This is a genomic window from Flavobacterium sp. UBA4197, from assembly GCF_002379575.1.
GTDB lineage: Bacteria > Bacteroidota > Bacteroidia > Flavobacteriales > Flavobacteriaceae > Flavobacterium > Flavobacterium inviolabile.
This window is the reverse complement of the sequence record NZ_DFUB01000009.1, coordinates 1-17,977: the sequence shown is the minus strand read 5'-3', so window position 1 is coordinate 17,977 and position 17,977 is coordinate 1. Positions and strand designations below refer to the sequence as shown.

Here is a 17,977-nt window from a genome sequence, read left to right as displayed (position 1 = left end):
TCTATACTTTTTGGCGTTAAATTTGCACAATCATCATCAATCAAAATCATCAATCATGTTAAAACGTTTTTTTATCCTGTGCTCCGGTGCAGACAAAAATCTTATTGCTACCTGTAGCGATGGCGAACAAAACAAGTATGCAGGAATAGGCGCTACGGTATTCTTCACCGCAGTAATGGCCGTTATTGCCAGCAGTTATGCCCTTTACACTGTTTTCGACAACATTTACACCGCCACTTTCTTTGGATTGGTCTGGGGATTGCTGATTTTTAACCTGGACCGTTTTATTGTGTCGACCATCAGGAAAAGAGATCGTTTCTGGAGCGAATTTTTGCAGGCAACACCCCGAATTATCCTAGCAATGATTATTGCTATCGTTATTTCAAAACCATTGGAGATCAAGATATTTGAGAAGGAGATCAATACGGTTTTGCTTAAGGAAAAGAATGCAATGGCATTGGCCAATAAAAAAGAGGTTGCTAATTATTATCAGACAGATGTAACCAAAAACCAGGCGGGAATTGACAGTTTAAAGTCGGAAATACTTAAAAAAGAAAAAGAGGTAAATGCGCTTTATGCGACCTATATCACGGAAGCCGAAGGTACAAAAGGCACTATGAAATTGGGCAAAGGTCCTGTTTATAAAGAAAAAAGGGAGAAACACGATGCCGCTTTAAAGGCATTGGACGATTTGCGCAAAGGTAATCTGGCCAAGATTGCCGAAAAGGAAGCAAAAGCCAAAACGCTGCAGGCGGATCTGGATAAAAAAGTAACCGAAACACAGCCTATAATTGACGGCTTTGACGGTTTAATGGCTCGTATCAATGCGTTGAACAAACTGCCAAGCCTTCCTTCTTTATTTATCATGCTGCTGTTTTTAGCCATCGAAACCTCTCCTATTATCGCCAAACTATTATCCCCTAAAGGTGAATATGATTTTAAACTGGAAGACGACGAAACGGCTTTAAAAACACATATCGAGCAGAACAACTACCAACGCAGTCTGCAAAAACAGACGGATGCTTCCATTTATGACAAGGTTTATGCCGATATTAAAGATGAGAAAGGCATCTACGATTATAAAAAGAAACGGGCTTTGGAACTTTTAGAGTTACAGGCCGACACCTATGTTGAAAAACAGAAAAAAGTAATGTAAATAAAAAAGCTCCTTTAATAAGGAGCTTTTTTATTATTATATCATCAGATCAGGCCGATTCGATCCGTATGGACATCCAGGATGCTTCCAGTATCAGGTTATCCCCTACATAAGCTTTTCCGGATTGTTTGATGATCTTTTCACTCATTCGTTGTATCGCAATGGTATATTTTACCTGCTCGCCATACTGCACACCTTTGTAAAACTGCGCACTCTCGATCTGTGCTAATGCAAAAACACCTTTTGAAACACCTAATAATCGTACACCTGCTCCGCCACATTGTGCCATTGACTCAATAAGAATCGTTGCCGGAATATAGGGCATTGCCGGAAAACTTCCTTTGAGAAAAGCATTCATCTCTTCTTTAAAGGTATACACTCCGGTAATTTCCTTTTCGTTTGCCGAAAGGATCTCGTCTACAAATAAAAACGGAGCCCGGTGCGGTATCAGCTCTTCGACGTTCTTAGGTTTTTCCATAACATACAGTTTACAGATAGTTTAAAATTTCTTTTTTAAAAGCATCATATTCTCCCTGAAGGATCAATCCGTTATCCAATAGTTTCTTATAGTTTTGCAGCTTTTCGAAAAGCTCTTCTTTGGACAATTCACTCAGTTTTTTGTCACCCGATGTCGCCGGCGCAGGTATCGGTTCTGCTACAGGTTCCTGGAACGTAACCGGAGCTACCGGCATTATTTCGGCAAAGCTGGTTACTTCTTCTGCTTCCATTTCTTCCACTTCTTCTTCCTGTACCGGTTCAATGATAACCGCATCTTCCACTATTGGTGCCGTTGGGGCAACCGATTGGGCATTTACAGTATTCGTTTTTAAAGCATCCAATTGCTCTTTGGCAAAAGTGTACAGTTTGCGTGCCTGATTTTTCGGAATATAATCAATCGAAATGGTCAGTTCGCTTTTGGTTGCAAACGAGAATTCCGACCCCAGGATATTTTCTTTTACAAATGTTCCGGTTATATCGTCCCAGTCATAATCTACAAAATCCATGGATAATCCTAAATTTTTAGGACGGCACATAATAATCCGTTTATTCGTTACCACGATACTATCCGGAAATACCGTTATGGCCGGTTTTTTCTGTACTCCTATATATCCTACTTCTTCATTTTTCATCAACAAATCCTGTAATTTGGAGGTGATTTTCTCTATCGCTTTAGGATCCTGATCTTCGTTTAAAAATTTTTTAATTTGATCTTTCATATAATCGTTACTTTTTAATCTTGTGCTGTCTGCCCTTTCAGGCAATTTGTTCTGAATTCATTTTCAGGCTGTAAAGTTGCAAAGTCCTTTTGAAATTATCTAATTTTCAGCCTGATTAATTTCACTTTGAATTTTCTTTGTCAGACTGTTAAATACCAAATCATAGGAATGTGCAATTAATTCCCTTACAAACTTATCGGTTAGTTCCTTATTGACGGCAACCGTATTCCAATGCACTTTACTCATGTGAAAACCCGGTTTGATGTCGTCATATTGTCCCCGCAATTCTTGTGCCCTTTCCGGATCACATTTTAAATTTATGGACGGATTTCCGTTTTCCCACTCTTTTAACGAGGCAAGCGCAAACATTTTGCCGCCTACTTTAAATACCAAAGTGTCTTCATCAAAAGGAAAATGTTCGGTTACTCCTTTTTTTGACAGACAATACTCATAATACGCCTGAATATCCATTTTATTGTGTTTTATCCTTTCCTATTATTCCTAAATGTGTTTTTGAGAATCCTTCGTTATATTTTAAACCATATCCTAAAGCCCTGTCCAGGCAGGAATGACTGAATAGTATGATTCCGGCTAATTTCAGTTCTTCATTCAGCGTGTACATGCCGCAGAGATACACTAAAACCGCTACGCCTTTATGATGAAACAGGTTGTAAGCATAAGCACCCGCTTTGTTCCCGAAGGCATATCCCAGCATTGAAAAATCGGGCGTAAAAAGCAGTAACGGAAACCACCACCAGGCATAATCCGTTTGCAGGAACAGCAACAAGCCTGCCAGAAATTGTATTACTTCTTCCAGTTTGAGTATTGTTTTCATTGTATGCTGTATAAAACCGGTTTACTCGGAGAGGCATCGTTTTCAAAAGAGGCGATCTGAATGTTCAGGAAATAACTTCCGTCAATTACCGTATCCGGTACAAAGATCATTTCGGTTATGGTGGCATTCATCCGCGCATCTGCATTTAGCTGGTTCACATCTTTAACGTTCCAGAATGCTTTGTGTGCGCGTAATTTTCCTTCGTCGTGTTCTTTGTCCACACTTGGCAAATCGATTAACAGGTGGTCGATACCCGTTTCCCGGATCCATACTGCTGCCGCTTCATCTAAATACGGCGGATTGGTATTCGAGTAGTTTGTGGATTGTTTTACCGTATCGTTGGGCAATGTCCGGATAACAACCGCTTCCGGTTTTTTCCCATGCAGTGCTTTTTCCAGCTGTTCTTTGGTAATCACCAGGTCTTCATCCTGCTGGTGTGGTTTTATACTAACCAGTTCTGCAGTGAAAAAGAACTGTTTTAACGCCTGGTTGATGCTGTAAAACTCCCGGGTAATATGCCCCAGACATTCGGTATGCGTACCATGTCCATGCGGGTTAAAGAAAATATTATTAAAGTTTGTCGACGATTTTCCTTCGCTTACTTTACCAATCCAGTCGCCAAACCGTACCGGCTCAATAACCGGTTTTTCGATATACCAGGCTATCGGGTTACTGTCGGTATTGGTTAACGGGATGGAGATATCAATAGGTTTTGATAAATCGATTTCGAAATTTTGCTGTTTGTGACTGATGCTTGTTTTCATTCGTACTGAAATTTCCGGCATCTCCTACTATTGAAATGCTTTTATACATCCAAATATAAATCTTTTAATTCAGGATATGGCAGTTTTCTTAAATTCTACGACTGTAATTTAAGCTGTTTTTTGAAGATTTCCGGATTAGTTCAGGATAAACAAATCACTGGCAATACCATCGCTGAAAAACTTTCCTTTCCGGGTAGTCCGCAACACATGCTCCGATACTTCCAGTTTACCATTATCCAGGTATTGCTGTGCCTGCTGTAGCAGTGCTTTCTGGTAATCTTCGCCAAATTCATTCCGGATCCTGTCCAGCGATACACCCCAGACGGTTCGCAGTCCGGTCATGATGTATTCGTTATAACGGTCGGTTTTGGAAAGGGTTTCCTCCTCACTTGGAAGGCTATCGTTTTCCAGTGATTTAAGATAAAGGCTGTTGTTCGCAATATTCCAGCTCCGGTGTACTCCGTCATAGCTGTGTGCCGATGGTCCGATACCGATATATTTTTTCCCCAGCCAATAGGCCGAGTTATTCCGGGAGAAATAGTTTTCTTTTCCAAAGTTGGAAAGCTCGTAGTGAATAAATCCGCTGGCTTCCAGCGCATCCACCAGCATTAAGAATTGCTCGTGTGCCACCTCATCGTCCGGTTGCGTGATAACGCCCTGCGTGATAAATTTCTGCAAAGCCGTTTTCGGCTCGACCGTTAAAGCATAACTGGAAATATGTGGTATGTTCAGTTCCAAAGCGGTCCGGATATTTTCGAGCCACCGGTTATTGTCCATGCCCGGAGTTCCGTAAATCAGATCAATGGAAATATTATCAAAATACTGCCTTGCTATTTGCAGGCACTTTTTGGCTTCTGCCGCGTTATGTGCGCGGTTCATCAGTTTCAGGTCTTCTTCAAAAAACGACTGGATCCCGATACTCAAACGGTTGATATTATGCTGATGCAGTTCCACAATCCGCTTTTCGGATAAATCGTCCGGATTGGCTTCAACGGTAATTTCCGGATTATCGGCAACCTTGTAGTTTTGGTAAACCGTATCGATTAACAGGCGAATGTCTTCAACCGCTAAGATGCTGGGTGTTCCGCCTCCAAAGTAGATCGTTTCAACGGTTTCCTGCTCAAATTCATGTTTGCGCAGCCGGATTTCTTTGGCTAAGGCCAAAACCATCCCGTCTTTTTTCTTCAGTGACGTCGAAAAATGAAAATCGCAGTAATGACAAGCCTGCTTGCAAAATGGGATATGAATATAAATTCCTGCCAACGTGTGTGGTTTATTTTTTTACTCGGTCTTCGTTTTGTTTTACAAAGGCATCCCAGCCGGTATAGCTTTTACCGATGGTTATTTTACCGGAATTAAAGTAATGGCAAACTGCCGCGGCAAGTCCGTCTGTACTATCCAGGTTTTTAGGCAGTTCTTTCAGTCCTAACAATTGCTGCAGCATTTTGGCAACCTGCTCTTTGCTCGCATTACCATTTCCGGTAATGGCCATTTTTATTTTTTTGGGCTCATATTCTGTAATGGGGATCTGGCGCGACAAACCGGCCGCCATGGCGACACCCTGTGCTCTTCCCAATTTCAGCATAGACTGGACATTTTTTCCAAAGAAAGGTGCCTCAATCGCAATTTCATCGGGATGATGTGTTTCGATTAATTCAATGGTGCGCTCAAAAATGATTCTCAGTTTGGTATAATGGTCATCATATTTGGATAGCTGCAATTCGTTTAACTGCAAAAATTCCATTTTTTTATTGATGACTTTTATCAATCCGAAACCCATGATCGTCGTTCCCGGGTCAATTCCTAATATGATGCGTTCGTTTGCCAATTTTAATTTGTTATTTTGCAGCGATGATTTCTGTACCCCACAAAGCTAAACAATTCCTCGTTCTTGTAATCAAACTTTTGATTGTGGGAGGCGCTTTTTATTTTATTTACAACCAACTGATGCATAATGACCAGCTGGATTGGGAAAAATTCATAGCATTGGTAAAAAGCAAACAGTCTTTTGGCGCTTTTGCCTTTATTTTATTCCTGTCTTTCCTGAACCGGTTTTTAGAGATCCTGAAATGGCAGAATTTAGTGAGCGTTATTGCTAAAATTACGGTAGGAACCGCTTCAAAACAGGTTTTGGGAGCATTAACCGCAGCCATATTTACTCCAAATGGAATTGGCGAATATGCCGGGAAAGCTTTGTTTTTTGAAAAATCGCAAACGAAAAAAATTGTCTTCCTGAACCTGATCTGCAATGGCATTCAAATGGTGCTGACCGTTGTATTCGGAATTTTCGGGCTGCTTTATTTTAATACGGTCTATAATGTGATAACCTCCCAAACGGTGCTGATACTATTTGGACTGCTGTTATTGCTTTTCGGCATACTGTTCTCTGTTAAGAAAATTACGATTAAAGGTTATTCGATTGAAAAGCTGATTCATAAAATTAACGAAATCCCGAAAAAAGTACACCGAAAAAACATACTGCTGGCGGTAGCGCGTTACCTGGTTTTTTCACATCAGTATTATTTTTTATTCCTTCTTTTTGATGTTGATTTATCCTATTTCCTGTTAATGGCAACCATAACAAGCGTTTATTTTCTGGCGTCTTCCCTGCCTACTTTCCAGTTCCTGGATTTTGCGGTAAAAGGCAGTGTAGCCGTCTATTTTTTCGGATTATTGGGTGTAAACGAATGGATTGTCGTTTTTATTAGTACTTTAATGTGGTTTTTAAATGTGGTGCTCCCTGTGATCATCGGCAGCTATTTTGTTTTAAATTTTAAATCGCAATGGAAATCCTGATCTTATTTTTCTGTCTGGTTTTTATAGACTATACTCTTTTTATCGGTTTGCTTGTTTATGGTTTTTCGAAAGTACAATCGTTTCAAAAAAAGGAGCTGCCTGTCCGGACTACGTTTTCAATAGTGGTTCCTTTCCGGAATGAGGCCGGAAATTTACCGGATTTATTACATTCGCTAACGGCTTTAAATTATCCGGAAGCGCTGTTCGAAATTATTTTTGTCGATGATGCTTCCGAAGATGAATCGGTGCGCATTATCAACAACTGGCGTATGGAACATACGGCTTTTCACGTTACGATCCTGGATAACGTACGTACCACCAATGCGCCTAAAAAGGATGCGATCACCCGTGCTGTTTCCGTTACTAAAAAAGACTGGATCATTACTACCGATGCAGACTGCATACTTCCCGCGGAATGGCTCAGTACTTTTGACAATTGCATTCAGCAAAATAATGCCGAACTGATAGCCGGTGCCGTTACTTTTCAGAAAAAATCCGGATTGCTGTCCCATTTCCAGCAAATGGATATGCTCAGCCTTCAGGGTGCTACTATTGGGAGTTTCGGATTGGACGAAGCGTTTATGTGCAACGGGGCTAATCTTGCCTATTCCAAAAAACTGTTTTACGATCTAAAAGGATTTGAAGGCAATACTGCCCTGGCAAGCGGCGATGATGTTTTTTTATTGCAAAAAGCTATCCGTGCCGTTCCTGAAAAAGTGTGTTATTTAAAATCGGAAGCAGCCATTGTTACAACTAAACCTTTACGAAGCTGGTGGGCATTATTTTTTCAGCGGGTACGCTGGGCTTCCAAGTCGGCTGCCTATCAGACCGATTTTCCAAAAGGACTTGCCTTAGTTGTTTTCCTGACCAATCTGTGCTTAGTACTTTCCTTATGGCTTGTTATCTGCCATTGGATGGACTGGCGCTATTTACTTGCTTTTTACCTGTTAAAGTTCACCGTCGATTTTATCCTGATGTTCCAGGCCAACCGGTTTCTTAAGATGGCTATGATTTCCGTGATTATCAGCAGTATTCTTTATCCCTTCTTTTGTGTAAAAGTAGCACTCTATTCGCTAATAGGGAGGTATTCGTGGAAAGGGAGAACGTTTAAAGCGTAACGATTCTTTTTATTCCACATTAATGATTACCGGCAGTACAAATTGTGTTTTTACCGGGATGCCTCTTTTGATGGCAGGATTAATTTTAGGAAAGTCAACCAGACGGCTGTGCAGGATGCTGTCAATTTTTACTTTGTCGTAAGCAACACTGTCTTTGGGGAACTGCGGTTCAAATTTAATGCTGGCATCGGGAAACACGGTTACCTTTACTTCGATGGTATCGATTTCCGGATATAAAATGGAAAGTGTGTCTACATTCAGTTTTTCCTGAATTGTCTGGGTAAGGTATTCAAAAAAGCATTGCTTGCGTTGGGTTTCATCTGTAATTACTTCACAGGCATCAACCGTAGGAAAGGCATCTACTTTTTTCCAGTCGATCTTTTTAAGTTCTTTTTGCAGTAACTCTTCTTCCGACTGTACTTTCTTATCAAACAGCTGACAAGAGGTCACCGCAACAAGTAAAAAGAGTGATAGCAAATATTTTTTCATTATTTATTGTTCTTATGTCCGGAACTTTAACATCCTGTTGTTCCTTTCGTTGATTACATAAATGATAAATCGTAACTTTAAGTCGTCAAAAGTACTAAAAAAATTATGGAATACTTTTTATTGATAATCGGTTTTATTTGTATGCTTGTGGGCATATTGGGCAGTTTCCTTCCCATTTTGCCCGGTCCGCCCATTAGCTGGGTCGGATTACTGCTGTTATACCTTACCAAAGGAATTCCTTTTAGCTACTGGATATTGGGCATTACGTTACTCATTGCCTTAGCGGTCGCTATTCTGGATTATATCATTCCAGCAAAAGGTACAAAAAAATTTGGCGGCAGTCAATATGGTATCTGGGGTACCAATATCGGTTTGATAGTGGGGCTGATCGCTCCTGTTCCATTCGGTTTTATCATTGGTCCTTTTGTAGGTGCCCTGGTCGGCGAGCTTATTTATGACAGCAAAGATCACCACCGGGCTGTAAAAGCGGCTACCGGTTCTTTTATCGGCTTCCTGGCTTCTACCTTTATCAAATTCCTGGTTTGTATAATCTACTTAGGCCTTTTTATCGTCACGGTATGGCAGTACCGTGCTATCTGGTTTTAGGTTCCCTGCTTTTTGTAGAAGGTAATCCCGATCCCGATCAGGATGATAAGACCACCAACAACCATTTGAACCGTAATTTTTTCATCCAAAAGCAGCCACGCTAAAAAAGAGGTAAAGATCACCTGACTCAACAGGCTCAAGGAAACCCTGTTTGCTTCCATTTTTTGGGTGGCAAAACTAATGAGCGACCAGGCGATTAGCTGGCATAAAATTCCCTGAACAAACAATACCCCCCAAACGGTATTGGAAAAACCCTGAAACGGTTGGTCCAGCAACAGGCATATAATCCCCAGGAAAACACTGGAAACCGCCATACTGTACACCATAAAACTAATCGGCGCCATCTGGTTCAGTGCATATTTGCTCATCAGTATATAGGCGGCATAAAACAATCCAGAAAGCATCGCAAATCCAAATCCAATATCGAACGACAGGTTGTAAAACGTATCAAAACCTACCAGGATAACCATGCCGAGTATCGCAAAAAAGGCTCCTATCCAGAAATTGCGGGTGGGTTTATCCGGCATAAAAAGATACATCGCCAACCCAACCCACACCGGAGCTAAATTTGCCAGTAAGGTTGCCTGTGTTGCGGTTGATTTCTGGATGGAAATATTCCATACCGCAATATCGGAACCGAAACAGATCCCGCACAATAAAATTACCCAAAGTGTTTTCGTATCCGGTTTTTCCAGTTTTTTACGGAGCAATACATACGGCAATGCCAATGCCGTAGCGATTGCCATTCTATAAAAAGCCGATGACAACCCTGAAACCGGAGTCCATTTTACTAAAATCGGAAAAATAGAGATACAGATTATACCTGTCAATAAGGCAATACGGGGATTTTTCATGACTCTCAGATTAAGGGCAAATATATCATTAATACCCCTATTTTAAAACGCTTTTGCTTTTATTGAGAATCCTCCGTTAAATACCCGGATACCCTTTTGATCGCATCCTGTTTGGCCGCTAATCTTTTACAATTCCTTAGTTTTTTATGATCTTTCGAATCAGTATCCCTTTATAGGTATAAATCCTGACAATATAAACAGACGCCGGCAATGCCGTTATGTCTATCAGCGATGCCGGCTGAGGCGTCCACACCTTTTTACCGGTCGTATCGTACACTTCTATTTTATTTACCGCAATATGCTCTGGCAATGCAATCCTGATTTTGCCGCCGGACGGATTCGGGTATAGTTTTACGGCTACTAATTCCCGTTCGGCAGCGCTCAAAGTATTTGTCTGATTGATATATAATTTTGTAAGCGTCCCCAAGGGGCTGTTTTGCCCGGTTATCAGCACATCCATATCGGCATCATTATCCACATCGGCAAATTCAAAAGCACTATTGGACATGCCTATAAAAGGCATATCTGCCGCCGGTGTAAACCCCAGACTGCCATTATTCATATACAAATCTGCCCGCATATTCGGATTCCGATACCCGGTAATCAGTACATCTTTAAAACCGTCATTATTCACATCGGCTAATTTCACACTGCCGTATTGCGCTCCGATAAAAGGGGTATCGGCTACCGGTGTAAAAGTACCGGTTCCGTCGTTTGTATAGAGTTTGGCGACTTTGGCATATACCGGATCGGCTCCCACCATCAGCAAATCAATATCGCCGTCATTATCGATATCGCCAAAAACTGCTCCTCCGGTAAAGATCGGTTCAATTCCGGGGTTGTTTACTTTGGTAAACGTTCCGGAACCTCCGTTTTTATACAATCCCATTTTTATCTGATAATCCGTATGGTCAATTCCGGACAGTAACAGGTCCTTATCGCCATCGTTGTCAATATCGGCCAGTGCAATTGCCGGATGGGCTATGTTTATCAGTCCGTTTATATTGGCATTTGCCAAAGCAAAACTTCCGGTTCCGTTATTCAGATACAGATTTGTGGCGCTGTTCCCGCCTTTGAATCCTGCTATAATCAAATCTTTATCGCCGTCGTTATCCACATCTTCAAACACCATGGCGCTATTGCTGAAAGCTTCTATTCCGTGATCCTGTATTTCGGTAAAAATCCCGGTTCCGTCATTGCTGTACAGTTTCGTTCTATTACCATACGATCCGCTGGGCGAGGTTACTTCCGTAATTCCGGTGATCAGCAAATCCTGGTCGCCATCATTATCAATATCGGCAAAAGCCGCAGCACCTTCCCGGATTACCAGCAGGTTCGGATTATTGGAAAGCGTAAAATTTCCGTGACCGTCATTAAAATACAAATTGGACCGGAGGTTATAACCACCATCCGCTCCGGCTACCAGGACATCGGCAAATCCATCGCCGTTGACATCTGCAAAGGCAACGGAACTGTACTGAACATTGATAACGGAAGGGGTTTCCTTAATAATGAATTCCTGAGCCTGCAGGGTATTGATTATAAAAGGGAGTAACAGTAAATAGTGTTTTTTTGCCATACGTCTGGTTTTCGGTCTTTGCGATTATCGTATAAAAATAATCATTTTAAAATACTAAAAAACAAAGCCTTAACTATTTCACAGAACAGCTTTTTATTCCGGAAAAAAGTAACGTATTGTTACTATTACAAACAACGGCTGTTGCTGCTACCCTTCATCGAAAGAAATGTTTATCTTTTTCCGGATCCTGTATATCCTGGCTTCTACAGAACGAACGGTAACATTTGTAATCAATGCTATTTCCTTTATCTGGAATCCGAGCCTCAAAAAGGCGCATACTTTCTGGTCTTCCAGATTTAAAGCCGGTATGGATGCCGTAATTTTTTCATAGAAATCGAAATGCAGGACCGAAAACTGAAATAAAAAGCTGTCGTCATTATTCTGGGCAAGCCTGATAACGTTTTCCAGGCAAACCGGCTCTATCTTTTTGGCTTTTTCAAGCAGTTCTTCTTTGCTTTTCAAGCGGTCTTTCTGTTTGTTTATTTCCTGTCTTTCTTCTTCTGCTCTTCTGTAAAACCGGACAACCCTTGCCAGCAGCAACACCGCCAGAACAATAAAAGAAATGGTGCTGATAAGTGCTCCCTGGCTATACTGCTGGAATTTCTGCGTGGTATTCCGCACCAGTTCTTTCGTTGGTTTTTCCAGGCCTTTCTTTTGGGATTGTTTTACAATGCTGTTTTCAGAGATCAGTTTTTGAAAATGATAATCTGCTTTTTCCTTATCTCCCAGTTTGTCATAAATCTTAGACAGGTTGGAATGCATCGTCGACATTAACGCATTCCTCTGGAACTTATTGGCTATAGCCAGCGCATAATTGTACTGTACTATCGCTTCCTGCATATTGTCCCTTGCCAGTTCAAGATTACCCATATTAAATGACGCCAGCAGCTGTGCTTTATCGCATTGTGTTATTTCGGCAAGCCGCACCGCATTTTCAATATAAATGGCTGCCGAATCATATTGCTTTCCGGCGATGAAACAGGCTCCGATATTGGCATTAACCAGCGAAAGGTTTCTTCTTTTGATGCGGTCATCCTCCATTTTGCTAAAAGCATAGGCACTTCGCCTGTAGTAGGCTTTTACCGAATCGGTGTTCTTTTTATTCTGGCTGAGACAATCAGCCATATCACTAAAAATATAGCCTTCCTGCCGGAAACGATCATTGCTCGCTTCCATTTTGCCGGCCGCTTTCAGGGCTTTTCCAAATTCTTCAAACGCTATATCAAAAAAACTGAGGGTTTCATAACATTGTCCTTTTAACCGGAAGGCTTCCGACAGTAATTCATTGTTCTTTATGCCCACAGCGTTCTTTTCGGCTTTATTTGCAAATTCCAGCGCAATATCATATTGCCCCATCGTCAGGTAACTCTCCCCTATCACCAATGCGCTTTTGATCATTCCTTCTTTATAGTCTATTTTTTCAGCATAGGTATAGCAGGTCTTGCCTTTCATCAGTACTTTGCCCGGTATACTGTCATGCATGTTCACCAAAGTGGTGAGCATACTGTCAATTTTCGCTTTCGAGTATTGTTGTGCCGTACATGTTATGGTTAATGACAATGCAAAAAAGCGGGCAAAGAAGATCTTCTTCATCATATTATAATCTTGAAATCCATTCATATAGCTCCTTATCTTGTGGTATGTTTAGTTTCTTTCGTATTCTGTATTTTTTCGATTCGACTGCCCGCAGCGTACTTTTGGTATATTCGGCAATCTCCGATGTTGTCAGATTCAGCTTTAGCATCGCGCAGAATTTTAGTTCATTGCCAATAATACCCGGGGATATTTCAATGATCCGCGGACAGAAATCGGGATATGTTTCTTTAAATTCAGAAAGAAACGCCGGATTTCCGGTAGCGACGAGCTGCAATAGTTTTTGGGTTCGGTCTCTGGAATGGCTGCTTCCTTTTTTCAGTTGCCGGAGCAGTTCGCTTTGCCGTTGCAGGTAACGATTTATCGCTTCTTTCTCCTTTTGGGCTTTATGCCATTTCCTTCGGTACACTTTTGTATAGCGATACACCAGCACGGTCAGCAAAAAGCTGATGCCAATAATTAAAAGTTGTTTTTCCAGTTTTAGCAGTGATTCACTGCATTCCTCTTCTACAAAAAGATTGAGCGATGTATTTATAGCTTTTTTGTAAAGGCCGTTCAGGCTGTCGTTTAGTACGATATATTGCGCTCTGTAATAGCGGGAACTGTCTGGAAGGCGCTGTGCTTCGTATGTTTTAAAAAGGCTGTAATACAAATCCTTTTTATAGAAAATCCTTCCGTTCGCATTACTCAGCAATAAGGCTTTTAAAAACTGCTTTTTTGCGGCTTCAAAGTTTCCTTTGCAATAGGATAAGGTTCCCTGGGAATAGTCCTGCTCAATCGTTAAATAGTTCAGGTGAAGCCGCTGTGATGCCGCAATTGACTCGTCCAGATAAAAACGGGCTTTATCCAGCCGGTTTCCCCGAATATGAAAAGCAGCCCAGTTCAGATAGGCAAAGGCCATACATCGTTTTTTATGAACATCAGTCACATCCATACTGCTAAAACTGGCATCGCTTTTCTGCAAATAATCAGCGACCAGATCTTTCGATCCGCCATTATCGTCATGGTTGATCGCGATGTTGGCATAAATAAAGCCGAGGCTTCTGTATTTATTATTCTTGTCTTTGATTTTATTGGCAAAATAGAGCGCTTTATTTAAAAGGTTTTCCGCCTCTTTATAAAACCCCAGCCGTGCCAGGCTGATCCCTTTTAAGCGAAGTGCTTTGGACTTATAGTAACTATCGGAAGCCCGACAGTTTTTATCTGCCTTTACTGCATAAAAAAGTGCCTCACCATCATCTTTACTCCTTCTATAGCTTTCACTAATAAAAAGACTGCCAACAACAATTCCTTTTTTATACCCTAATCCGGCAGACAGTGTAATTCCTTTTAACGCTTCACGGATAGCCAGTTCCGGTGTTTCTTCCCCAATACTTACCGCATGCCGCAACAAGCTGTCAATTTTATTTCTCTTGTCCTGAGAAATCCCACTTGTAAATACGAACAGCAGGATGAAAAGCTGCGTTCTTTTCATAGCAATTAATATTTAATAGGTTTTTTTAGTAGTCACAATATGACTGTTCAGGATTGCAGGCAATCCAGTAATCATACCGGCATTTAGGGAAGATGTCGATATATCATTTTTATTATACCTCTCGTTTGAAAACGGAAGCTATAAATGACAAAAAAAGGGAAGGGTAAAAAATATAGTTATTCTTCAGGATGTTCTCCATCCGGAATGAATAGTTCAAATCTGTTTAACAACCATTAAAATGCACATTTGTTAAAAAGACCGCTATATTATTCTCAACTGTTCAAAAATAAATTATTTTATCTGTTTTCAAAATTTTATTCTTTAAAATTTTAAGAAATAAAATACTGTTATCACAAAAAAAATACGATAGCCGATTTGAAAAACCGTTTTTTACCAAAAAATCACGCTTATTCCATACTATAGCTGCCTGGATAACTGGCAGATAGAGATTTATGTTGTTAAAAAATGCCAAGGGTGTCATGCAGCATTATCCAACTGTTGTGATTTTTTCATTCAGGCAGATTATCAATTTTGTTTCGCCGGAATTCAGGTTCCCTGTTCATCAAGCAGTTTCTTGATGGCCTTGTTGAGACCGTTATACTCTTTTCGCAATAAATCTGCGGTTATACTGTTGCGGTCACCCCGCAAACATTGCCGAATATAATAGCCTGTAAACCCATATTTTTCAACGAGTTTATTAATTACAAGCGTGTTATACTTGTTTTGCTTATTTTTTTCCATATTTTTGTTTGTTGCTCCGTTTGTTTCGGAACACAAAACAAATATATAAACTTTATTCTAAAATTAAAACAATATTCTAAATATTCATGAACATTGTTTATAATTTTAACACCTTTTTCAGTTATGAAGCCAATAGAACGTGTCAAGGAAATAATCAAGTTTTACAACTTATCCATCAGTGCTTTTGAAAAAAGAACACAGATGTCAAACAACTCCATTCAGACTGCCATCAAAAGAGTCGCCAATTTGAAAGACGACACTTTAAACAACATTCTAAAAGCTTTCCCGGATATTTCTGCCGAATGGCTATTAACCGGAAAAGGGAACATGTTCCGAAAAGAAACACCTTATCAAAATACCAATCCGGATGATGTTGCCAGTGACAATCCAACCGGAAACAGCGAGAGCAAAAAACAGTATTATGACGGAATGTTTATCCGAAATGCCGAATTGATTCCGCTGGTTCCGGAAGAGGCTTTCGCAAGAATAAAATACCGCGGCATCATTTCCATGGATCATGAAATTGAGAAATACCACGTGCCTTTATTCAAGGGAGCGGAATTTCTGATCAGCATCAAAGGAAACGCCATGATTCCCAAATATAGCAATGGTGATTTGGTAGCCTGTAAAAGAGTGCCTCTTGATTCTTTCCTGCAATGGAATAATGTATATGTGCTGAGCACCACGCAAGGTTCCCTGATTAGAAGAGTCCGCGAAGGCAAAGACGACAACCACATTCTTATTGTTTCTGAGAATCCGGAATTTGAACCGTTCCAACTAAACAAAAGTGAACTAAACGCCATTGCCATAATTGTGGGTGTCATTCACAACGAATAATAAAAAGTCCAGATACCGGAAAGTATTTCCTAAAGTGTTATCCTGCAGATACTCACTTTACCGCTGTGCTATTCCCTTATTTTAGCAGTATTATACGAATTCCTGTCTGACATTAAAGCGCACTAATATGGAACCATCACACAAAATACGCGTCTGTGTAGCCGGCGCAACCGGCTGGGCCGCTTCCGAATTATCAAAAGGCATTGCCGCCACAACCGATCTTGAGCTGGTTGCTGCCGTGGCCCGGAAAACCGCCGGAAAAAACCTGAATACGGTTCTGGGTTTTACATCCGAAAAAAATATCCCGATTTTCAGTACGCTGGAAGAAGCCCTGCAAATCCCGTGTGACGTCCTGATCGATTATACCGCTCCGGAAATCGCCAGGCACCACATCCTCACCGCGCTTCACAAAGGAGTAGCTGTAGTGGTAGGCACTTCGGGTTTATCCGATGCCGATTATGACGAAATAGGCAGGCTCGCAACCGAAAAGCGCCGACCGGTACTTGCCGTGGGCAATTTCGCAATCAGCGTTGTACTGCTAAACAAATTTGCAGAAATGGCCTCCCAATATATGCCGCACTGGGAAATTATCGATTATGCGAGCGATACCAAGGTTGATGCTCCAAGCGGAAGCGCCCTGGAACTTGCCAATCGTTTATCGAAACAACAAGCGGTCATTACAATTCCTACCGAAGCCGTACAGGGTGAAAAAGCAACCCGCGGAGCCAATATAGGCGGAACACAGGTACACGCTGTCAGGCTGCCGGGTTATGTTATTTCCCTGGAAACCATTTTCGGAATGGAGAGTGAAAAGCTGATCCTGAAGCACGAAGCCGGCGACAGCGCCAAACCTTACGTAAAAGGCGCCTTGTTAGCCATCCGGAAAGTAAACTCCTTTACCGGGTTAAAAAGAGGTCTTGACCAGGTTATGGATTTTTAAATTTTAAACAGTCCCCAAAAATAATGTCATTCAAACAAAAGTTTTCGCTGCCGCCCATACCGGCAGTCTTATTATCCATGCTGAGCATACAGATGGGCGCTTCGCTTGCGAAACAGTTATTCCCTTCTTTGGGAATTGGCGGTACCGCAACCTTACGCGTGGGTATCTCGGCTATATTGCTCTATTTGTTTTTTAAACCCGATTTCCGGAAGTTCAGCCGCCGGCAATGGCTAACCGGTCTTGCCTATGGCGCCTGTCTGGGCGCTATGAATCTGGTGTTTTATTTTGCCATCAAGCGAATCCCGTTAGGTTTAGGCGTTACACTCGAATTTATCGGTCCGCTGGTACTTGCCCTGTTAGGTTCCCGAAAGATCAGCGATCTTTTATGGGTGGCATTAGCCGGTTTAGGGATCTTCCTGATCGCCCCGCTTCATGGCAACCATATCGATTTATTCGGTATGTTTTTAGCGGTTCTGGCCGGAGCTTTCTGGGCGGGATACATTGTATTGGGCGGAAAAGTTTCAAAAATAATGGAAAAAGGAGAGGCGGTTACGATCGGTATGGTCTTCGCTACCCTGTTCATCATGCCGTTTGGCTTTTTTAGCGGCGATTTGCTGGCTCTAAACGGACACCTGCTCCTTCTGGGCACCGCCGTGTCTTTATTAACCAGTGCAATCCCCTTTACACTCGACATGGGTGCTTTAAAACATTTGCCAGCCAAGACATTCAGTATCCTGATGAGCCTGCATCCGGCTTTTGCCGCTCTTTCCGGGTTGTTATTCCTAAAAGAGCAGTTAAGCCTGCTGCAATGCCTTTCCATTGGCTGTGTGATCACAGCAAGTATAGGTGCCACTCTTTTTTCAAAAAAGTAACGATATTACGAATCACCATAACCTTTTATACAGTTATTTCAATAGTCCGGAAATAAAAAAAGCTCTTCTTTCGAAGAGCTTTTTTTTACTGGCGGTCTGGACGGGA

Annotated in this window: 20 protein-coding genes; 7 read left to right on the top strand and 13 right to left on the bottom strand. The window is 41.4% G+C overall.

Features of this window, described 5'->3' with window-relative positions:
* Positions 1 to 55 precede the first annotated feature (55 nt).
* A complete protein-coding gene (locus B3394_RS04840; protein WP_286913637.1) occupies positions 56 to 1,156 on the top strand; it encodes a DUF4407 domain-containing protein in 1,101 nt (366 codons plus the stop codon).
* A 49-nt stretch (positions 1,157 to 1,205) separates the two neighbouring features.
* On the opposite strand, the gene B3394_RS04835 is transcribed toward B3394_RS04840, so the two are convergent.
* The 7 genes from B3394_RS04835 to ruvC form a co-directional block, all read right to left on the bottom strand.
* Entirely contained in the window at positions 1,206 to 1,634 is a 429-nt protein-coding gene (locus B3394_RS04835) for a 3-hydroxyacyl-ACP dehydratase FabZ family protein (protein ID WP_273244567.1), read from the bottom strand.
* A gap of 10 nt (positions 1,635 to 1,644) precedes the next feature.
* Positions 1,645 to 2,373: a PH domain-containing protein gene (locus B3394_RS04830; protein ID WP_286913634.1), complete on the bottom strand. Its 729-nt coding sequence runs from the start codon at positions 2,371 to 2,373 to the stop codon at positions 1,645 to 1,647.
* A gap of 99 nt (positions 2,374 to 2,472) precedes the next feature.
* Positions 2,473 to 2,844: an MmcQ/YjbR family DNA-binding protein gene (locus B3394_RS04825; protein ID WP_177730136.1), complete on the bottom strand. Its 372-nt coding sequence runs from the start codon at positions 2,842 to 2,844 to the stop codon at positions 2,473 to 2,475.
* Position 2,845: 1 nt separating this feature from the next.
* Entirely contained in the window at positions 2,846 to 3,208 is a 363-nt protein-coding gene (locus B3394_RS04820; RefSeq protein ID WP_177730137.1) for a DUF4260 domain-containing protein, read from the bottom strand.
* The gene (locus B3394_RS04815) at positions 3,205 to 3,972 is read right to left on the bottom strand and encodes a cyclase family protein (protein ID WP_273244562.1); all 768 of its coding nucleotides are present in this window, start codon (positions 3,970 to 3,972) and stop codon (positions 3,205 to 3,207) included. Before B3394_RS04815 ends, B3394_RS04820 begins: the two co-directional genes overlap by 4 nt.
* Positions 3,973 to 4,107: 135 nt before the next feature.
* A complete protein-coding gene (gene hemW, locus B3394_RS04810) occupies positions 4,108 to 5,235 on the bottom strand; it encodes a radical SAM family heme chaperone HemW (protein ID WP_286913629.1) in 1,128 nt (375 codons plus the stop codon).
* Between the two features lie 10 nt (positions 5,236 to 5,245).
* Positions 5,246 to 5,800 carry a crossover junction endodeoxyribonuclease RuvC gene (gene ruvC, locus B3394_RS04805; RefSeq protein ID WP_177730140.1) on the bottom strand — a complete coding sequence of 185 codons (555 nt, stop codon included), beginning with the start codon at positions 5,798 to 5,800 and terminating at the stop codon, positions 5,246 to 5,248.
* Positions 5,801 to 5,823: 23 nt separating this feature from the next.
* On the opposite strand from ruvC, the gene B3394_RS04800 reads away from it, so the two are divergent.
* Together B3394_RS04800 and B3394_RS04795 are read left to right on the top strand one after the other, a co-directional pair.
* Positions 5,824 to 6,768 (top strand): hypothetical protein, encoded by a 945-nt coding sequence (locus B3394_RS04800; protein ID WP_286913624.1) that lies wholly within the window; start codon positions 5,824 to 5,826, stop codon positions 6,766 to 6,768.
* Positions 6,756 to 7,886 carry a glycosyltransferase family 2 protein gene (locus B3394_RS04795; RefSeq protein WP_286913622.1) on the top strand — a complete coding sequence of 377 codons (1,131 nt, stop codon included), beginning with the start codon at positions 6,756 to 6,758 and terminating at the stop codon, positions 7,884 to 7,886. Before B3394_RS04800 ends, B3394_RS04795 begins: the two co-directional genes overlap by 13 nt.
* Positions 7,887 to 7,895: 9 nt before the next feature.
* Here B3394_RS04795 and B3394_RS04790 read toward each other — a convergent pair whose 3' ends face one another.
* Positions 7,896 to 8,375 (bottom strand): hypothetical protein, encoded by a 480-nt coding sequence (locus tag B3394_RS04790; protein WP_177730143.1) that lies wholly within the window; start codon positions 8,373 to 8,375, stop codon positions 7,896 to 7,898.
* A 105-nt stretch (positions 8,376 to 8,480) separates the two neighbouring features.
* Between B3394_RS04790 and B3394_RS04785 the strand changes: the two genes are divergently transcribed.
* Entirely contained in the window at positions 8,481 to 8,981 is a 501-nt protein-coding gene (locus tag B3394_RS04785; RefSeq protein ID WP_273244554.1) for a DUF456 domain-containing protein, read from the top strand.
* Here the strand turns inward: B3394_RS04785 and B3394_RS04780 are convergent.
* The 5 genes from B3394_RS04780 to B3394_RS04760 all read right to left on the bottom strand — a co-directional run bounded on the left by B3394_RS04780 (position 8,978) and on the right by B3394_RS04760 (position 15,222).
* Positions 8,978 to 9,835 (bottom strand): DMT family transporter, encoded by an 858-nt coding sequence (locus tag B3394_RS04780; RefSeq protein WP_286913620.1) that lies wholly within the window; start codon positions 9,833 to 9,835, stop codon positions 8,978 to 8,980. The two genes, B3394_RS04785 and B3394_RS04780, sit on opposite strands and share 4 nt — an antisense overlap.
* Positions 9,836 to 9,971: 136 nt before the next feature.
* Positions 9,972 to 11,414, bottom strand: coding sequence for a T9SS type A sorting domain-containing protein (locus B3394_RS04775; protein WP_286913617.1), 1,443 nt, complete (start codon positions 11,412 to 11,414; stop codon positions 9,972 to 9,974).
* A 147-nt stretch (positions 11,415 to 11,561) separates the two neighbouring features.
* Positions 11,562 to 13,034, bottom strand: coding sequence for a sigma-70 region 4 domain-containing protein (locus B3394_RS04770; protein WP_286913613.1), 1,473 nt, complete (start codon positions 13,032 to 13,034; stop codon positions 11,562 to 11,564).
* Positions 13,012 to 14,481, bottom strand: a complete 1,470-nt coding sequence (locus B3394_RS04765) for a helix-turn-helix transcriptional regulator (RefSeq protein WP_286913611.1) — start codon at positions 14,479 to 14,481, stop codon at positions 13,012 to 13,014. Before B3394_RS04765 ends, B3394_RS04770 begins: the two co-directional genes overlap by 23 nt.
* 546 nt (positions 14,482 to 15,027) lie before the next feature.
* Positions 15,028 to 15,222: a hypothetical protein gene (locus B3394_RS04760; protein ID WP_177730150.1), complete on the bottom strand. Its 195-nt coding sequence runs from the start codon at positions 15,220 to 15,222 to the stop codon at positions 15,028 to 15,030.
* A gap of 123 nt (positions 15,223 to 15,345) precedes the next feature.
* On the opposite strand from B3394_RS04760, the gene B3394_RS04755 reads away from it, so the two are divergent.
* The 3 genes from B3394_RS04755 to B3394_RS04745 all read left to right on the top strand — a co-directional run bounded on the left by B3394_RS04755 (position 15,346) and on the right by B3394_RS04745 (position 17,871).
* Complete coding sequence (locus B3394_RS04755; protein WP_286913609.1) at positions 15,346 to 16,059, top strand: S24 family peptidase; 714 nt, start codon at positions 15,346 to 15,348, stop codon at positions 16,057 to 16,059.
* 127 nt (positions 16,060 to 16,186) lie between these two features.
* On the top strand, positions 16,187 to 16,999 hold the full coding sequence (gene dapB, locus B3394_RS04750) for a 4-hydroxy-tetrahydrodipicolinate reductase (RefSeq protein ID WP_286913606.1): 813 nt from the start codon (positions 16,187 to 16,189) through the stop codon (positions 16,997 to 16,999).
* A gap of 23 nt (positions 17,000 to 17,022) precedes the next feature.
* On the top strand, positions 17,023 to 17,871 hold the full coding sequence (locus tag B3394_RS04745; protein ID WP_286913597.1) for an EamA family transporter: 849 nt from the start codon (positions 17,023 to 17,025) through the stop codon (positions 17,869 to 17,871).
* Positions 17,872 to 17,977 lie beyond the last annotated feature (106 nt).